The organism is Prevotella amnii DSM 23384 = JCM 14753 (assembly GCF_000378745.1).
Lineage (GTDB): Bacteria > Bacteroidota > Bacteroidia > Bacteroidales > Bacteroidaceae > Prevotella > Prevotella amnii.
Map to the genome: position 1 here is coordinate 1 of NZ_KB905277.1, position 18,785 is coordinate 18,785.

Below are 18,785 nucleotides of genomic sequence, written 5' to 3' on the forward strand. Positions count from 1 at the left end.
GTGTATTGTTCTCTGACAATCTCTTCCAGTTCCGCAATCTCGTGCAACTTTGTGGGTTTGAAGTATAAGTCCCGCTCAATACCCAAGCCTTTGACCTTTACTTCCTCCATTTCTTTAAGGGACATATACCCAAGTTCCCAGCCGTAGCCCATCGTTACGGCACCAAAACCGATGCGTTCTTTGGGGTCGTATTCCAGCATATAAGCGGTATAGGCTCCCATAGGAAAGAAATAGCGAGCGTATGCCGTGCGGTCGCCAATGAGCTGTTTTTCCGTTGCATAGAGCTTGGGAAGTTGCTTCTTGGTGCTGTCGGGCATCAAATTGTAGGTATTTTCTTCTTCTTTTTCATCTTCCTTGTCCTCTTTCTTTTCCTCCTTATCCTTGATTTCCTGTTCTTGAGGTATTCCTTCCGTTTTTATGTTTTCTTGTACTTTTTGCACCATCTTGTCCATGTGTACCTGCCATTCCTCCTCGGTCATGGGTATGCCGGTTTCATAGAGTTTACGATCGAAACGCTGCTCTACTTCCAAAGAGAGTTGTGTGCGCAGGCTGTCAGCCATATCCTCGATACTGCCGTCAAACGTATATTCCCAAGCAGGCTTACCGTAAGGGTCTGTACCCATTTGTCTGTCTATGGCAATCGTACGGTGGGAAATATCCTTCCATTCGCCCTCGAAGAGGGAGTTATGATTGAACGCAATAGAAAAGCCGTCGCCTTTGGGGACAGAGGCGGTTTGTACAAACTGCTGTTCAATGCCCTCACCAATTTCTTTACCCGACTGCTTTTGCAGGACAATCAGGTCGCTGCCAACATCCGTACCCGCATTCTCGGAGAACATACCCGAAGGTAGGCGGATGGCGGAGATAAGACGGCTATTCTGCATGAGGTAACGGCGGATGGCTTCATTCTTGGGGCTATCCAATACACCCTGCGAGGTAATAAATGCAAGAAGTCCGCCCTCCTTGATAGTGTCCAGCCCTTTTACAAAGAAATAATTGTGAATGGTTCTGGTGGATTCCCGTTTAAGGATATTCTCTCCCTTGCTATAACTACGGTCATAGACCATAAAGTCGCCAAAGGGGATGTTGCTGGTAATCAGGTCGTACTTGTCCTTTTCTTCCAGTTCTCCAATGGCTTCAAAGGGTTCTTGCCGAACAAAGATATTATCCTTGCCGTAAGGATGGAGGGCTTGTGTGATGCGCGCCGTCAGTAGGTCTTTCTCCATCGCATCGACCATACCGGCACTTTTGGCAAAGGTTTCGGTAAAGGCTCCCATACCTGCTGAAGGGTCTAAGCACCTTCTTACTTGCACGTCGGCAGCACTAAGGGCTTCGGCAATGGCGGAGACGATACGGGTGTCGGTATAGAAGGAGGTCAGTACGCTTGCCTTGATACTCTCCCAATAGCGTTTGGCGGTGCTGGCATCGACGGCATCACGGTAAATCATCTGTTTGAGCCTTTGGGTAGGCGCGAACAGGTTTTGCTCCGATGCGCTCCAATAGCGGAGGTCATCGGGATTATCACAACGGTTCAACACGCATTTCAGACCACCGAAACCTTGATAACCTCTGAGCAGGACTTTCTCGGCTTCGGTGGCTTCACGGCGTTCTTTCTCTAATCGGAGGATCACACGGATGGCTTCCGTATTGCCCTCCAAGACTGCTTTCTTATTGTATGCCATAATTTTTCTGTTTTAAGATGGAGAGGGAAAATTAGTCGGAAGATAATTTTTCCTATCTTCCAACTAATTTGTTTTATCTCCGATTCTGTGAGAGTTATCTTCCTCGTGCTTTGCCTTTCTTTCCTTCAAACTCAAAGGCGGTGGTATGGTCTTCGCCCAGAACAAGACGTGCGTTGAACTTCTTGCCTGCCTTGCTCGTCAAGCCTTTGAGGATAGGCGTTCGCCCGGTAGTTATCAAATCACGGATATTGTCCTCGGAAAGGAACGTGCCGCAGATTTCACGGAAGATGTGGAAGTCGCAGCCCTCGTGCCTGCATTTCGCAATTTTGGCATAGATGCCCACACTCTCATTGCTGCATTTGGGGCAGTGGTAGGTGGGATAGGACTTTTGTACCTGTGGAGCAAGGGCAAGGAGTTCCTCGCAAATCGTCTCCACATAGGAGTTGATGCCTTGTGCGAACTTCTCGGGTGGCATTTGTCCAGCCTCGATGGCGGCAAGGGTCAGTTCCCACGAGCCTGTCATCTCTGCATTGGCAATTCGTTTATCCTTGACAATCTCATAGACTGCCAAGCCTTTCTCTGTCGGGACTACCGTTTTCTTTTCTCTTCGGATATAGTCTCGCAGAATCAATGTCTCGATGATATTGGCACGAGTGGCTGGTGTACCGATGCCGCACTCTGCCATTGCTCTTTTACTTTCTGCATCTGCGACCTCTTTCCCTGCGTTTTCCATAGCAGAAAGCAAAGTCGCTTCTGTATAGAGCGGTTTGGGCTTGGTCTTGTGCTCGGTAATTTCTGAAGAAAGCAGTGGTAACACCTCGTTTTCTATTAGATTGGGCAATACGGATAAAGTCTGTTCTTCTTCCTCTTTGCCTTTTTCATCGTTCGTGCCAGTACTATGCTGCACGGCTTTCCAGCCCAAGGAGATACTTCGGCACGCCTTCCAAATGTAGGTGTTTGTACCGTCTGTCAGTTCCGCCTGCATCCTCTCCTCCTCTGAATCGGGAGAAAAGGCTTCGATGAAACGATGGACTACCATTTGGTAGATGGTCGTTTCATCTGTCGATAGTCCCGATGTTGTTTCACCCGTAGGGATAATGGCGTGGTGATCAGTTACCTTGCCGTTGTCCACCGAGTGGCGGTTAAGTGGTGTCGGAAGTGCAGTGCCTATCTTGCCAAGTAAAGTGGGTACTTCCTCGAAAACGTCTTCACTGATGTATCGACTGCCGGTGCGGGGATAGGTCGTGATTTTCTTCTCATAGAGGCTTTGTGCGATTGAGAGGGTCTTATCTGCTGAAAAGCCGTGCTTTCGGTTGGCTTCCTTCTGTAGGGAGGTAAGGTCGAACAAGAGGGGTGGCGACGTATGTCCCACCTTTTTTGCGACCGAAGTCACGGTAAGCCGGCTCTGTTCGCGAAGCATGGCGAGAGCGGACTGTGCATCGGCTTCATTGTCAAATGCACTACTGCTCACAGCTTTCAGCGATACGCCCTCTTTCTCTGCTGCTACGGAGAGTTTCCAATAGGGGACGGAAGAAAAATCACGATTTTCTATGTACCGACGGCAGACCATAGCGAGTGTCGGGGTCTGTACCCTTCCCAAAGAGTAACCGCCTTTGCGAGCGATGGACAGGGCACGGCTGGCATTGATGCCCACAAGCCAGTCGGCTTCGCTTCTTGCCTTGGCAGAGTAATAGAGATTATCGTAATGGCTTCCCGGCTTAAGATTGGAAAGTCCTTCACGGATGGCTTTATCCGTGAGGGAGGAAATCCAAAGTCTGTCAAAAGGTTTGTGGCAGTTCAAATGGTTGTAGATATAGCGGAAGATGAGTTCACCTTCACGCCCGGCATCGGTGGCTACGATGATGCGGTCAGCCTTGTCAAAGCAAACTCGAATGGCTTTGAGTTGCTTGAGTGCTGCGGGGTCTGATGTGTACTCCTTATCCTTGCGCACTTGTCGCACGATAAGTTGGAAGGGATTGGGACGGATGGGCAGGTCTTCTGCTTTATAGGCTGCAAAACCGTAGGCTTCGGGCATGGCAAGGGTAATGAGGTGTCCCATTGCCCAAGTAACCATATAGCCGTTACCTTCTAAATATCCGTCTTGTCTGGTATTAGCCCCTACGATACGGGCTATATCTCTGGCTACCGAGGGTTTCTCGGCAATAATACAAGTAATCATAGTTGATAATAGAATTAAAGGTTACATCTTACGTCCACGGGACTTCTTCTGTTTGTTCTCGTCCTGCTTTTGCTTCTGCTCAGCAGTAGGCTGTGTCTGTCCCGTTTTGAGTGGTTCTTTCACATTTTTGGTGGCTTCGTTGGTCTTGCCGTGGTTATTGACCGCAACCTGTGTCTTGTGTTCCTCTGCTACGGCAACCACCTTTTCTTTGCCGGTTTCTTGCTTTTTGTCAGGATTCCACTTGTAAAAACGTGGGCGATTCTGTTCTTTGTCCATACGGACGTAGGCATTGAATGATTGTCCCTGTTTGTCCACCATATTCTTTAGATATAGTGTACGACCGCTATCCAATGCTTCACGCTGTTTATCTGATAACTCTAAACCGCAGAGCTTATGAGGTACACCTTGCTGCTGAGCCTGTTTGTGTTCCTGTCGTTCTCTTAAACTCTTGTTATCGCCAAAGATGAACTCAATGCCTTTTCGCTCGGCATTGACCTGCAAGGTAGCATTGAAGGACTTACCACTCTTGGCGGTCATTCCTTCCACTTTCACGGCTTTGCCTTCCACAAGATCTTTGTACTGGACATCAGAGAGCGTTACACCCTTGATCTCCTTGGGAATGTTCACACGGTCGGCACGTAAGGCAACAATTTCGTTGGTCTGTGGATCGATGGAGACATAGGCAGAAAAAGGATTGCCGTTCTTGGGCGTTACTTCGATTGTCTTGCCAAGGTTGCCCGTAGCAAGGAGTTGCTCCTTTTCTTCGGGAGAGAACTTGTAACCCATATAGGGGAAGTCGAGCTGTGGCTCCTTGCGTAACGGGTGGATAGCCAAGCCGACATTGCCATTATCATCCGTGCGGAATGCAAGACGTGCTTCGGTGTAGATGGTCGTGTCACCAATAGGTACGGCAATAGTAATAAGGTTACTCTTCTGCCAAGAAAGCATCTTTTCTAACTCTCCACTTTGTTCCAGTCGTTCACGGGTAAGACCGAGGTCACCAAGTTGCTTCCAATCAATCTTCGACTCATCAATGGCTGTGGCGTTCTTCTTTTTCGGCAGATAATCGTCAAAGGATACTCCAATCTCTGTCAGTTGCTGTTTGCTTTCTGGCTTTTCACGACTTTGCAACATGGTGCGAAGATTGTCCACACCTTGTTCTACATTGTTTGCCAAAACCTTGTACAGTCCGAAACGAGTCGGGTTATTGAACTGTTTGAGGAAATTGGACATGAAGTTCTTTAGAAGTCCGTCCTTGTTGTTGAATTTCAAGAACGCTGCCTGATTCGCAGCGATTGCTTCGGTGGTTTTAAGGTTGCCCTTGTCGTCTATACCCGATACTACGGAGATTTTTCCTGCTTCTTGCTCATTCTTCACTTCCGTGCGATCTTCCAAGACCAGCACATAGTTGTCATTGTTGTTTGGTTCCATAAATATTACATTTTGATGAATATATAATGTTATATATTGGCAAAATTAAACGGATAAAACCAAACGCTCACACTGTGAGGAAATAGTGGGAAAAAGTGGGAAACAAAATGAGAGGAAGATTTGATGTACCAACAAAAAAAACTTCCCCTACAAGAGAAAGTCTATGGATGAGAAAGCACATCAACGATAAGTTTTTTGGTTTGCAGCTCGAATGTCAGCTACCAATAACCGTGACCGACGTCGGTCAGCGTCGTGAGTGACGACATTTGGAAGAATATTGGATGAAACACGCAGGGGGAATTTTTCTGAAAAGAAAAACTTCCCCTCCTCTTCGATACCACACGTCTGTATGTGGTTGCAGCCCTGTTTATAAAAGTTATCCTGATGATAGGTGGTATTTTATAAAGTTTATCGACGTCGGTCACGGCCGTTACGATAGCAGGTGTCGCATGGCTCTTTCCTCTTGACGGATGCGAACTATTAGCAGGTAGCCGTAGAGGGGCAGACCTACGCATAACGTTGTCCAAGCATGGCAGAGTAGCGCCACACCTATCAGTTCTGGTATGATGTTGAGGAAATAGTTTGGGTGTCGCACCGTACGAAACAAGAAACTACGATCGATGCGATGGTTGGGTACGATGTAGAGTTTCACTGTCCAAACGTCACTCAGCTTATAGATGACGTAAAACAGCATGATGTAGGCGAATGCCATGACTGCCACGCCGATGACAGAGGTCCTGTCAAACTCCATATTGCTGGTATATCCCTCATAGAGGGCACCAAAGTAGTAGGCTATATGGGCAAGCGTCAGCAGTAGGGAGTTGCGTTTTCCGTACTGTGTGGCTCCACATTTGATGAGACGTTTCTCGTTCCTTATTGAGAAAGCGAGGGAGAACAAGCGCAAGACAAAGAAACTTGCGAAGATGATAATTGCATATAGCATAACTGTAATATGTTTTATGATGTTTAATAATCCGCTATGAAGCCGTGCCGACGCGGGGGGGGGGATTCCGCACGGCTCGGCTGGTGTGTTGACTTGCCCCAACTTGTTACCACTGCTTGAGCGGCGGTGTGGCAGTATCGTTGAACTTGATGGCGATGTTGGTGAGTCCGTTGTCCCACCAGCCTGCAAAGTTGAAAAGCAGTATACCCGTTGTACGCAACTGATGGTCTCCCTTAAGAATATTTATCACATGCGGATCTACGTATCCTGTGACGGCATTGGGTGTGCCTATGCCGTTTGGACCCGTGTACGAGCAGAAGGTGATGAACCAGTCGGGTGCCGCATCACCGTATGCCTCACTGGCTTTTAGCAGGTTTTGGCGCACAAGGTTCACCTTGTCGCCAGCAGCGCATCTGTAAGTGTCCTCCACATTCAGCGTGGTACGACTGTGATTGGTGGAGTAGATATTGGTAGAGAATTGTCTGTTATCATACCAGCGGTCTATCCACCCCGAGTTGGTGGAGTACCAGCCCTCACGGCTCAAGATGAGCATCTTGCCTCGCAGTTCTCCCATTGTAAGTGTCGGACTGAACGATCCTGCAATGTATGGTGTAACGTAGGGATCAGCTCTTAACACGTTGCCCACCGCCGCACGATACTTGTTGCCTCCATCTTTGTCGTAGTCGTGGTCACGCTTGATGGTCATGATAACCGTTTCCGATGGGTGCTCCCGCAGAAAATCAGCGGTGGTACGCAATACATCCTTGTGGAACGTGCGGTCGAATACATTACTGGCGTGGCAGAGCTTTAGCACGCCATCTGCAAGCACCAAGCGTATGTCGAAGAAGCGTATGCCGCTCTCGAGCTGCCCCTTGATGTCCTTGTCTTGCGTCTTCACCCACCAATTGCCTGACCATGCTCCTGTATCGTGCGTTCCGGGTATGGACATCTTGCACACCAGTCGGTCGTCTTCCATATCCTGCATCCAGTTGGCATTGGTAGTGGAGATCAGTTGCCGCAGTTTCAGCGAGAGCGTGTATGTTCGACCCGCCACGGGACCTTGTGCATTGCTTTTTCCTTCCAGTGGAGTGTGGTACAACCACCATGGCGATCGATGTATCCTGGCTTCTTCTGTAGGTACGATAAAGTAATTGCCTGAATACCCTACGGATTTACCTATGGGCATACTCCAGAAGCCATACCAGCCTGATGTCTCGCCCGGTTTTAATGTGAGTGGTTGGACAAGTGGACATTCGAAATCCTCTCCACTTTTCTGCAAAATTGGAGAAATGACAGGCGCATCCCCTCGTTCATCAGTCTGCCACATTGCCTCCCACACGAATGGTGCTGCCTGCATGGAATCGTCAGTGGGTTGCATGCGCAGTGATGCCACGCTCATGTCATATTTCGTATCATTTGTCAATCTCATGCGTATGAACGCTCCTTGCGGTTTGAAACTCACATGTGGCGAACGCAGGTGCAAACCGTCACTCGTTTCCAAGGGCAACCATGCTGACAGGTAAGGCATGTTCCATAGTTGCTCCTCATTTTGGTTTATGGGGCGTGCCAAACGCTCTACGCCAATTTTTATTTTGTGCGTCTTCTCATCGTAGGTTCCATGACCAAGTAGAAAACATGCCTGCCAATTACCAATTTTTTCATCGTGAGGAGCCTCCACGTCAGCATTGAGAGTGTCGCACCACAAGACACCATCATGCGTTTTCCATTTCACCTGTACTAATTTTATTGGTATCTTGGGGTTTTCGTTTCTGATAACGCAAAGTCCCTCAGTTGTTTCGCCTTCTTTTAGCCGCATCTTCGGTGGGACCATATCTCCCTCAAAACCATAGGTGAAGGATCTTGTTGCTACCATCTTGGTGTTGTCTACGCCACCATTAGGGACTTCTATTGTAAGCCGTATCGTGGTTGATTGATGAGACGAACTTTCGTTATTCACTGTAGTGTCACCGTCGCATCCGTATAGTAGCATGGTGCATAACAGCGCATATATCACCGTCAAATTATATAACGTTCTTTTGCCCCATTGAAGGGCGAGTTGTTCTGATATCATAGTAAATCTTATGTAATTTTGTTTTTTAGGGTGCAAAGATAGCGAATAACAGGCAACTTCCAAAACCTAACTATTGGCATTTATCGTACGCTTTGGAAAGAAATGGAATGATGTAACTTTGAGTTGCAGCGGTTTTCTTGTCAAAAGTCTATGTACACGCAAAATGCATCTCGTAGTCATCTATGGACTTCGAGATGCACAGCCTCACACAAATACATATCCAATGCGGTTTGTTAAATATTATAAATAATCGAGGAGAGGGTAAGGAAGCTGAAAATATAAGTATGGAGGAATAGATGCCTACAACACAGAGTGTTAAGGATAAACACACCAATAGAAACCAACATGTATTTGTTATTTTTAGCCATTCCTTAACATAAAATTATATACTATAGTGAGGGACACGCATTGCCCCTCACCTTAGATACTATTTGCGACGTATGAGTCGTTGCTCGTCCTTGTCTTTCTGCAACTGGCGTGGGGCGCGCTTGCCGAATTCGTCCACGTCTCTGTTTACCATGAGGCGAACGCCGTAGTGCAGGGTGGCATTATCGTTATGTCCACGGTCGAAGCCGTCTTTGGATAGCACACGGTAGCAGAATGTCTTGTTGCTGTGCTCGTTGTCCTTGTCGTAGGTGTCGTATTTCCAGCGTGTTCTTGACCAGTATGCCATGCGCCATGTAGATCCGCCTTTTGGGAAGGGGTAGCCTACGCAGGGCAAAACACGATAACAGTCGGTACGATAGAGCGGGTTGCTGTCCGAACATTCTCCCCACCACTTGTCATCCATGATGTCGCGTACGGTTACGTTGGCGTTGCCTATCCAACGGCTCTGTACCACGAGGCGCATGCCCTGTCCGTCGTTGGTGGCGTCGGGACCGCCAGCGTCCATGAACCTCCAGCGATAGGCACAGCGATAACGGTTACCGTAGGGACGGCGGTCTTTGTCCGATTGGGCTTCCTTGTTGTTGCCGTAGAAACGAATGGCGTAGAGTTCGAGCCGACTCTTATCTTGCATAAAGTAAGAGTAGAAGATGGGTTTCTTATTCCAAAACCGCTCTTCCTGCATATCTGCCTTGTTGCTGTTGTGTGTTTCGCCAGCTGTGATGATGGGGCGCATGTCGTCTTCCTCTGGGTCGAACATTTCGAAGTAAGGGTTGGGAGCCGACTTGATGTTATTCCAGCCTGTAAGACCTATGGGCAACGTACCATTATAGATGCTTGTAAGGATATTAGGCAAGGCAATTCCCCATTCTTCGCCAGTGGGAAGATGGTAATCTTGTGGCTTCATGGTGCCATTGTTCAGCGCAAAGCGCATTTTCATATCGGCACTTTTGAGCGACCAGTTGTTCACCCATCCGTAATCAGCCTCGTTGGGGTGTGGTGCGTTGGTGTCGTGGAAGCCCATCTCATCGGTTTTGCTGTTTGTTACCGCCAAACGTTCCAAAGGGTTTGCCCATGGATAGGCAGGCTTGCCGTCTCTCATCTCACTGAAACGTGGACGACACACACCTACTTCCACGGAGAAGCCACAGCCTTTAACTTTTTTGTTTTTGAAATCGAGGACTTTGAACTCGCCCGACCATTCCTGAGGTTTTGACTGCCCAACCAACCATTCATCAGCGTACGGATAACGTGGGTTGCCTTTTTGTTTCCTACCCAGCATAAATCCTCCACGCTCGGCGGTAAGCATGGTTTGCCCGATGTAGTTGAGCTTAGGTATGGGCATGCCCCACACGTAGAACTCGTCGTACTCGGCTTTCTCCTTTCCCTTGCGCATGGCAGAGGCATCGAAGGTGTAGCGGTACTCGTAGAGTGGCGAACCGTAGTCTGCGCTCTCGTCGAGTGGGTTCACGTTGCCAGGATTGTTGAAATGTATCTGCCTGTCGTTTTCGTACATCCAGTAGAAGTTGCTTTCAATGCTTGTGTTCCAAGGGCGTAGCTCACAATCGAGACCGAAAGAATGATCCATAGCAAGATCGGAACTTGAGCGGAACAAGCTTGGTGGCATCATCAGAAATCCGCCTCGGGCAGTGATTTGCGAGCTGGCAAAGGCATATTTATGTCCCTCTGGTTTTACCAAGTCGGTATTGCGCTTTACCTTGAAGCGTATCATTGTTCCCAATAACCTAAACTTCCATTTTTCAAAATTGATTTTTCCATCTTTCATCTGTAACTTCATCCAACCTGTGGCATAAGGTACGGCAACTCGAATGTTTCCATTGGCATCAAGTTGGTTGTGGTATGGAGAGTGATTAGGGTCGAAGTCTACATAGAAATGATATAGCTTTTCTGCACGTTTCCTTGTCTTGTCGTCAAGACTCATATTTTTGCGTTCTCTGTCAAAGTCTGGGTTATATTCGCCACCGATGATGCCACACACATACCATTCCTCATTTTGCTTTGGTGTAAATGCTTTGTCGTTGAGCCAATGAAACTCAACCATGTCGTTAGTTTTAGCAAAAATAGTGCCATCGCTATTGTAGCTTACTTCGTCAAATTTTACCTCTCCAGCTCCAAGCACCACCTTGTTGCCGTCCATCGCCTCTTTGCCGTCAATCATCGTCTTGGCGTCTTTGTCAACACGTACGATGAAGATGCGTGCCTTGAGTTCGGAACCTTCTATCAATGGAAGATGCTTTGAATTTACAGAAACGGCACGTGTGGTTGCAGTATTTCCACCCAATGAGGTGGATACATCAGCAAGCTCTACACAGGCGTTACCCGAAATGCCAATTCTTGAAGTTTCACCAACGTTTTCCACTGTCGCCTGCTTAACATCTGTGCTATTGAGCATTGTTTCATCAGTGCATGAAACAAGAAATAAGAGTGCTATCACGCAGGATAAGAGCCATTTCATCTTATCCGTTCTTGGTGTAAAGAATGTATTCATTGCTATTGATAATATATTGTAGGTTAGTCTTCTATTATGTCATCTAAATCGCCACCGTTTTTGCCACCAATATTACTTCCACCGGTGCCGTCGTCGCTTCCAGCCAGCAGCGTACACTCTGCCTGCATGGGTATCATCGTGATTTGTGGACGAACGTACTGTTTTTTCTCTCTCGTTGTTTCTTGAGTGTCAATAATCTCTGTCATAATTCTTAAAATTTTATGTAGTTAATGCTAATTGGTTAAAATCTCGTATATTGTTGCCTGCCCAAGTTTGTTCGTGAGTGACGTCGGTCAGTGTTGTGAGTGACGTCAGTCAGCTGCGTGAGCGACGTCGGTCAGGGGTTTGGGCTTGGCTTTTCAGAACTTTCGCTTTTCGCCTTGGCTGGTGCTTCGGTGCGCTCGTAGCTCACGCCGCTGAGGGTGAAGTATTTGCGCGATGGCTTGAGCCTGACGGCGGGTTTGGAAATGTGCTTGGCTGGACTGAACTCCTCCTTGCCTTTCTCCACGAGGCTGCTGCTAAAGGTGGGGGTGAGGGTGCCGATGTCGCCAAAGTCAACGCTGTCGCCGTTCTCAACGTGTCGTTTTGCTATTTCGGCGGCAAGTCTCAGTACTGCCTCCACTTCCGCACCAGTGAAAGTGGTGGCTCTTGCCACCTCGTCACAGAACGAGCGGTGGTCGATGCGTTTTCTACCTGTTGGCAGTGCCTGAATGACGGTCTTTCCTGCCAGCTTTCCTAATGTTGCCTTGCGTTCGGTGAGAACGTAGGCTAAAGGTCTGTTAGCCATAATTGAATAGTTTTAAGGGTTTAAGTAATAAAATAGCGATTGGAACGTATCTTCCAGCGCATTCCAACCATATCTGTTTCGCCTTTTGCTTTTCTTTTATCATATTATTACATTCATTGGTATCGACAAGATAGTTTTACCGCATTTGCCCAGTATAACTTGTCGGCGTGCTTGTCAGCGATTTAGATTCCTCTATATTCGCCTACGTACACAAGCCATGCAACAGGTCACTCTGACCGTCAATCTTTATCACTGTGCAAAATGGAGCTTCGTACAGCTTCCTTTGTTTTACAATTACTTTAGTCATCACTTCGTCAGTTTCTTTATTTATTGTAAATAGTTTGTCGTCTTTTTTAGCGACCTTTTCGCTCTTTTCCTCCATAAGCGTGTTCGTTTTTCGGTTACATAGTCTTTTATTGTCTTAATCTCTATCAGTGCTACACGACTATAGGTTGTTTTCATAGTTTTTGTTGTAGCGTTTCCTGCTTGTGCTATTTCGTACATACGAGTACTGTGCGCAAGTCACACGACACTCATGGGTATGGCGATACTCCTCTCATACCTTTTCTTGCGATGAAAAAAGGCGGAGAGAGAGTAGTGTGCGGCGAACCAATAAAAAGTGTTAAAAATTCGGGGGGGTAATAAAAGATGTTAATAAACATGCAGAGTGCAACATTCTTTCGCACTCTTTGCTAAAGGCGGAAGAAGAAGTTGGCAGGCAGCCGAAATTGCGAGTCGCATATTTATACATACATCATCAAAAATAGTTATTACCTTTATTTTTGTTGCTCCTGAATATATCCAATATGGGAGCGCTATTGTTTTATTTTATAAAATATGATGCAAATTTAAGTATTTTTCCCAAAAATTACAAGCAATTTCCGGAAAAATAATGAAAAATACAGAATGCAAACGTTTGCTCATGTTTATACGGCAGTATTAAAATAAGGCTGCTAATCTTTTACTAAATGGGCAAGGCTGGGCGTGTGCTTTATCCGTTGAATTTCAGAATCGACAAGCGATCGAATTTCTTGCTTCACTTTACGATAGTTGGATTCAATGGTTTCTTTGAGCGTGTCGCAGCTTTCTTCGTCAGTGAAATCAGTTATATTGGGGATGGGTTTATAGGTTTTCATATCCGCAGACACCTTGGCACTATCTACCACTATCTCCGCATGGAAAATTTTCTGGTCGATACGCTCGTCGAAGTTGTCTGACACAGCACCGACAAACATTCCCTGTGTGAGATTACTGATTTTGCTTGCAGGGATAAGACTATCCATCTGTGTGGAGATAGAGGTGGATTTGTCATTACGGTTAATGGTCATAGACTGTCGCTGTTGAAGCACCTTGCCAAAGCGTTCCGAGAGTGTTTTGGCAGTTTCTCCAACCACCTGCCCTGAGAACACATTACCCACCGTATTCTGGATTACCTTGCTCTCCTTGTCGCCATAATCACGGGTGAGTTGCGAAAAGTCTTGAAAACCCAAACAAACTGCCACTTTATTGCTTCGTGCTGTGGCTATGAGATTATCCAATCCACGGAAGTAAATCGTTGGCAACTCGTCGATAATTACCGAGCTTTTAAGTTGCTTCTTCTTGTTGATGAGCTTTACGATACGGCTATTGTAAAGTCCGAGTGCTGCCGAGTAGATATTCTGGCGGTCGGGATTATTGCCCACAACAAGTACTTTCGGCTCGTTGGGATTGTTGATGTCAAGCGAGAAATCATCACCTGTCATCACCCAATAGAGGGCAGGAGAAATCATGCGTGAAAGCGGTATCTTGGCACTCGCAATCTGTCCCTGTAGCTGTTCCTGCGCTCCTCCCTCCCAAGCATCCATAAAGGGAGAAAGGTAGTTGGCAAGCTCATCGTAGGAAGTAAGTATCGGAAATATCTGTGCGTAGGGACGGTTCAGGAATTCGATGGCATGGGGAAAGGTACAATATTTGCCGTTCTCATATATCTTCAGAAACCAGATAATGGCGGCAAGCAAGATAATCGGTGATTCGACGAAAAAATCTCCCTGCTTCTGAATCCACGAGCGGTTGAGATTGAGCATAATGGTGTAGGCACTCTCATAGGCATCGGATATATCTGTCATAAAGGCAGGATTGATGGGATTACACCGATGCGATTTCCTCGGATCGTCAAAGTTGATGACATAGAACTGTGGCTTCACCTTGTATGCATCCAAGTGATTAAGTAGGTGATTATAAGCAATCTCGGAAAGGTCGGGAAACTTATAATCGTAGATATACATGGCAAAGCCTTTCTCAATCTGCTGCTTGATGTAGTTGTTTACGATAGCGTAGGACTTACCCGACCCCGGTGTGCCGAGTACCATTGAAGCACGGAAGGGATTGACTACGTTAATCCAGCCCTTATTCCATTTCTTCTTATAGTAAAAACGTGTGGGGAGATTGACGGAATACTCATTCTCCATCAATCGTGTTTCCTGCATGAAACTCTCGTTTTCTGTGTTGAATACATCGTCCATCAAGTTATTTTTGAGCAGTCGGCTCATCCATACACCGCCCATCAGCAGACAGATATAGCCCACGGACAGCGTGAAGATATAGAGCGAAGCCGCCCCAATTTCTCCAATGGGCAATGCCAACAGCCACCAGTTGAGAAAGAAAAAGACAAAGCCTGAGAAAAGCACCGTCCAAATCTTCGACCATGTTATTTTCTCCTCCTTCACGCCTTTCGTCCCTAAACAGGATAGTGCAAGGAATACCACGCAAAAGAGTTTTGTCCAGAGGATAGACGAAAACAATCCTGTGGTACGCTGGAAGTTCATCAGTATCTTATCCACAATGCCGAGCGTAAAGCCCCATGTATGGAACGCCTCGTAGCAGAACCAATAACAGTTGATAAGGAGAAATATCACTGATATGCCCCTCATAAAGTCCATGACTTTACCTAATGCCCTTAAATCATCTTCCTGTGCCATAATCGTATTGTTTTTGGGAAGCCTCCCCCAACCCCTCCTAAGGAGGGGAGATAGAAATGCTCGTTTGTTTAATGTTTTCTTCGCCTAAGATTTACCTTACTTTGTCTGCGGAGTTTACGCTGCCATGCCGCTTCTTTCCAATCATCATTGCCTGTAGATGTGAAAGAACCATCCACCATATCCTCGATGAGTTCATCAACAAGGTTGTCGCATTCCTCTGTATTTAGGTGCAAAGATTCATTTGTAGTTGTCTGCTCCAAGCGTTCTGAAGGATTGCCATACAACGCTTCATCCAAGAATGGATTGTGTGTTGGATTGGATAAATACGCATTAAATACATTGGCAGAATATCCTTTACCCAATCGGGAACCGTTGAGCGCAATTCCCTCATTATCGTCAATAAAGGTAATGCCATAGATACGTCTACTTTCGTTTTTTCGGATTACCACACGCAAGACTTGTTCTTCCAATCTGCTCCGCAGCTCTTTCTCTGTTTGTGGAGAGGTGCGCATAGCTTGTAACACCTTGTTCCTTATGGTTGGTATCAGCGGCTTGATGGCTTGCTTTGATCTTTGCATCCTGTTCTGCACGGCTGTATAGCCCACACCACGTCCAATGTCCGAGGCGTGGATGGGTGTGCTTACCTTGTCTCCCTTATCATCTGTTGGGACATAGACAAGTCCTTCATATTTCTTTCCCCGAAACTCTGTCTTAACTTCCTCCACAGCAAGATTGTATACGGAGAGGATGGCATTCAATTCTCCAAGTGAGCAGAACTCATAATGCTTTAGGACAGAGAGAAGCGTTTCGGCTACTTGTTCCTTGATATTCCCTTTGGTGGTATCAATTTTAGATACTTCCTTCATTTCCCTATCAGTTACTTTTGAACTTGGAATAAGGCTATATTTTCTTTCCAAAGCATCGGTAATCTTCTTGCTCCTTCGCTTTTCAAATTTGTCGTTGATTTTCTTTCCCTCTCCGTTCACTCGAAGCGACACGATGTGTATATGCTCACGAGCAATGTCACTATGCTTAAAGACGATGTAGGGTTGTTTTCCGTAGCCGAGTGCTTCCATATACTCCTTGGCAATCTGCGCAAGAAGTTCATCAGAGAGTTTCTCGTCCGGGTGAGGATTGAGGGAACAATGAAACACCGCCTTCTTCGTTCGGCATTTCTTGGGTATCAATGCCTCCATGTCGGCAAGCACGTCTTCCATCGTATAACGTCCCCCTCTGTCCTGATACAACTCAGTGGTAAGGAGAATGCTTGCTTCCCCTTTCTCCACCTTTTTGAAGTTGTATCCGAGTGCCCCTCCAAGGTTCTCCGTCGCTGAAATCTTGGCAATCATTTCTTGCGGTAGTCAATGGTAAGATTGATTGTCTGCTCCTGCAAAGTGATGATTTGAGCAGACAGTTTCTCCAACTTTTCAAGCAGAATCTGTGCGGTCTTGACCGAATGATAGCTGTTAATGGCACGCACGGTTTGGTTATAGAGCACACCAATTTTATGGATTTGCGCTGTCAGTTCTGAGAGCTTTCGGTAATATTCGACGGCAGATTTGTCCACCGTAATCACTTTGAAACTCTCTCCAAGGATACGACCACGCACAAAATCCGACTTGGTTTCCGCTCCCGATTTATGGAACAAATCAATCGCCCGTTGCTGGTCTTTGGGCTTGGGAAGACGGGTATCCCATCTGTCCCATCGTTCTATCTTTTCGTTCATTGTTTTTATCCTTATCTAATTACGACTTTGGAGTGATTTAATCCCCTTTGGGGCAAGGGTCTTTGTGGTACAACTGTAAGTTTGTGTTACAAAGACACACCTTGCCAATATCAAGAAATGATACGATTGAAGTATCCACCCTCGTGGGGTGTCTGCTTCGGGATATTACCTCCATGTATTATTCTCGCCTGCAAAGTTACGGCGAGTTTTCAAATAACTCATTATCAATGATATTCACTCTTTTTCCTCGCATTTCCCTGCACTTCATCGGTGTCATATAATCAGCCAAAATATCATTTATTTTGCAGTCAGAACGAGCGAACAATGGCATGATGATACAAGTAAAAGATACATCGTATTACCGTTGGCTTACACCAAAGATGACAAGAACGAACGAAACATATTCATAACAATTTGTTGTCATGACAAACTATTGTCAGTACAACAGATTGTAAGAACTATAAATCGTCCTTTCAGACTATCGCACGAACCATACGCAGCCAGAACAAACTGTCTGCTGATACTTCTCAAAAACGAGAGAACATCCAAACATCAAATAGACAAGTAATATGAACTAAGAAATTATCATTATGGAGAACAAACAACAACGCCCCATCTTTCTGGGGTTCTCCTCGCAAAAGGGAGGAGTCGGAAAAAGCACGCTTGCCGAAATCGTAAGCAGCATATTGTACTACGAACAGGATATCAACCTCTTCGTGGTGGACTGCGACCTGTCGCAGGATTCCTTTTACAAGCTGAGAGAACGTGAGAAAAGCGTCATTCAGGGAAGCGAGGAACTTTCCAAGTCTATGCAGGCATTCTTTCAGCACCTCGGCAAAAAGGCATACAGAATTTACAAGTCTAGTCCCAAGGAAGCCGTCAAGACAGCACAAAGTAAGATTGACGCTATCAGCAATGAGAAGTACCAGTTGGTTGTGTTCGACTTTCCCGGTCATGCAGGAACAACGGAGTTGATGGAACTGTCCCTTCAAATGGACTATATCCTGTCTCCACTTGAAGCCGACATACAGTCGCTCGTCTCTTGTATGGCATACGCCAAGACCATTACGGATATTGGTGTTTCTATGTCCGACTCACGGATAAAGGACATTATTCTGTTCTGGAACAAGGTGGACAGAAGGGTGAGGAACATCATCATTGACGAATACACGAAGCTCATCCAAGGACATGAGCTCACGCTCCTGCCCGGCTATGTATATGCCACGCACCGCTTCTCCCACGAACTCTCCACATACGGGCTGCGTGGTGTGTTCCGTTCCACCTATCAGCCTCCTGCAAAGGGACTGCGAACGGGTACGGGGCTGGATGAACTCGTCTCCGAGATAATTCAACGACTCAAACTAAAAACAAAAACAGAAAATGGCAACGATTGAGGAAAGAAAACAGCAACTGGAAAAGAAGCTAAAGAAAATGGCAGAGGACAATGTAGTGGTGAAACCTATCACGGTCCCCAACCCCTTCGATCCATCCGAGGACACCGAGCCTTCCCTCGCAACATCACGAGAGGAAGACAAAGGTTCGGAAGAAATGAAGACGGCAAAAGAAGAACGAACAGACGAAACAGGAGGAGAGGAAATCGGGAACACGGAACCGAAAAGAGAAAGAAAACCAAGAATAGAAAAACCCGGCAGGTCGTCCCTTTCCATAGAGGAATACCGTTCCCTATACTTTCATCCCGTACGTTCGCAAATGCGGACAGCTTTCTCCATCAATTTGGAGACATTACAGAACCTACGCAATGTGCTACAAGACTTAGGAGAAAGGGTATCTATTGCTTCCTATATTGATAATATCCTCCGGGAGCATCTGCGGGAACATCAGGAACTTCTCAATAATGCAGCAGCAAAGCAAAGACGTAAGACCACAATAACACTATGATGGAAACAATACTTTTCAGTTTTATACTGGTACTCATCATCATTTGGATGATGCTTGGTATCCTGTATTTCTATATGCGGTATGTATCTCCGTATGACTTCATTATCAAGAAAAAAGGAAAGAGCGATGAAGATAGCAAGAAGAAAGAAGCAACGAAGAAAAAAGACGGACAGAAAGGAAAAGGAACAATAGAGCAAGCCGAGTTTGTACTGATTGG

15 protein-coding genes and 1 pseudogene are annotated in these 18,785 nt (G+C 46.4%); 5 read left to right on the top strand and 11 right to left on the bottom strand.

Annotated features, from left to right (window positions below; translation table 11 throughout):
* From F596_RS0105780 to F596_RS0105790, 3 genes are all read right to left on the bottom strand, one after another.
* On the bottom strand, positions 1-1,682 hold a 1,682-nt coding region (locus F596_RS0105780), incomplete at its 3' end, for a DUF2958 domain-containing protein (protein ID WP_019036207.1).
* 94 nt (positions 1,683-1,776) lie between these two features.
* On the bottom strand, positions 1,777-3,861 hold the full coding sequence (locus F596_RS0105785) for a type IA DNA topoisomerase (RefSeq protein WP_019036208.1): 2,085 nt from the start codon (positions 3,859-3,861) through the stop codon (positions 1,777-1,779).
* 21 nt (positions 3,862-3,882) lie between these two features.
* The gene (locus tag F596_RS0105790; RefSeq protein WP_019036209.1) at positions 3,883-5,292 is read right to left on the bottom strand and encodes a DUF3945 domain-containing protein; all 1,410 of its coding nucleotides are present in this window, start codon (positions 5,290-5,292) and stop codon (positions 3,883-3,885) included.
* A 107-nt stretch (positions 5,293-5,399) separates the two neighbouring features.
* Between F596_RS0105790 and F596_RS11845 the strand changes: the two genes are divergently transcribed.
* Entirely contained in the window at positions 5,400-5,552 is a 153-nt protein-coding gene (locus tag F596_RS11845; RefSeq protein ID WP_154648180.1) for a hypothetical protein, read from the top strand.
* A gap of 170 nt (positions 5,553-5,722) precedes the next feature.
* Here the strand turns inward: F596_RS11845 and F596_RS11490 are convergent, their stop codons facing one another.
* The 8 genes from F596_RS11490 to F596_RS0105840 form a co-directional block, all read right to left on the bottom strand.
* On the bottom strand, positions 5,723-6,235 hold the full coding sequence (locus F596_RS11490; protein ID WP_036868466.1) for an isoprenylcysteine carboxyl methyltransferase family protein: 513 nt from the start codon (positions 6,233-6,235) through the stop codon (positions 5,723-5,725).
* A gap of 106 nt (positions 6,236-6,341) precedes the next feature.
* Complete coding sequence (locus tag F596_RS0105800) at positions 6,342-8,108, bottom strand: phosphatidylinositol-specific phospholipase C (RefSeq protein ID WP_238292941.1); 1,767 nt, start codon at positions 8,106-8,108, stop codon at positions 6,342-6,344.
* A 625-nt stretch (positions 8,109-8,733) separates the two neighbouring features.
* Entirely contained in the window at positions 8,734-11,199 is a 2,466-nt protein-coding gene (locus F596_RS0105810; RefSeq protein ID WP_026302367.1) for a hypothetical protein, read from the bottom strand.
* A 337-nt stretch (positions 11,200-11,536) separates the two neighbouring features.
* The gene (locus F596_RS0105820; protein ID WP_008124763.1) at positions 11,537-11,986 is read right to left on the bottom strand and encodes an HU family DNA-binding protein; all 450 of its coding nucleotides are present in this window, start codon (positions 11,984-11,986) and stop codon (positions 11,537-11,539) included.
* 202 nt (positions 11,987-12,188) lie between these two features.
* Positions 12,189-12,368 carry a hypothetical protein gene (locus F596_RS0105825; protein ID WP_019036215.1) on the bottom strand — a complete coding sequence of 60 codons (180 nt, stop codon included), beginning with the start codon at positions 12,366-12,368 and terminating at the stop codon, positions 12,189-12,191.
* A 571-nt stretch (positions 12,369-12,939) separates the two neighbouring features.
* Positions 12,940-14,943 carry a conjugal transfer protein MobC gene (gene mobC / locus F596_RS0105830; RefSeq protein ID WP_019036216.1) on the bottom strand — a complete coding sequence of 668 codons (2,004 nt, stop codon included), beginning with the start codon at positions 14,941-14,943 and terminating at the stop codon, positions 12,940-12,942.
* Positions 14,944-15,011: 68 nt separating this feature from the next.
* Positions 15,012-16,292, bottom strand: coding sequence for a conjugal transfer protein MobB (mobB, locus tag F596_RS0105835; protein ID WP_019036217.1), 1,281 nt, complete (start codon positions 16,290-16,292; stop codon positions 15,012-15,014).
* The gene (locus F596_RS0105840) at positions 16,289-16,669 is read right to left on the bottom strand and encodes a plasmid mobilization protein (RefSeq protein WP_019036218.1); all 381 of its coding nucleotides are present in this window, start codon (positions 16,667-16,669) and stop codon (positions 16,289-16,291) included. The genes mobB and F596_RS0105840 overlap by 4 nt, the downstream gene beginning before the upstream one ends.
* A 364-nt stretch (positions 16,670-17,033) precedes the next feature.
* Here F596_RS0105840 and F596_RS11850 point away from each other — a divergent pair, with 364 nt between their 5' ends.
* The 4 genes and pseudogenes from F596_RS11850 to F596_RS10890 all read left to right on the top strand — a co-directional run.
* Positions 17,034-17,237, top strand: a complete 204-nt coding sequence (locus F596_RS11850) for a hypothetical protein (RefSeq protein WP_154648181.1) — start codon at positions 17,034-17,036, stop codon at positions 17,235-17,237.
* A 22-nt stretch (positions 17,238-17,259) separates the two neighbouring features.
* Positions 17,260-18,063: a nucleotide-binding protein gene (locus F596_RS0105845; RefSeq protein ID WP_019036219.1), complete on the top strand. Its 804-nt coding sequence runs from the start codon at positions 17,260-17,262 to the stop codon at positions 18,061-18,063.
* The gene (locus tag F596_RS0105850) at positions 18,050-18,568 is read left to right on the top strand and encodes a DUF3408 domain-containing protein (RefSeq protein ID WP_019036220.1); all 519 of its coding nucleotides are present in this window, start codon (positions 18,050-18,052) and stop codon (positions 18,566-18,568) included. Before F596_RS0105845 ends, F596_RS0105850 begins: the two co-directional genes overlap by 14 nt.
* Positions 18,565-18,785 (top strand): annotated as a pseudogene (locus tag F596_RS10890) (hypothetical protein); the annotation flags it as partial. The gene F596_RS0105850 and the pseudogene F596_RS10890, both read left to right, overlap by 4 nt.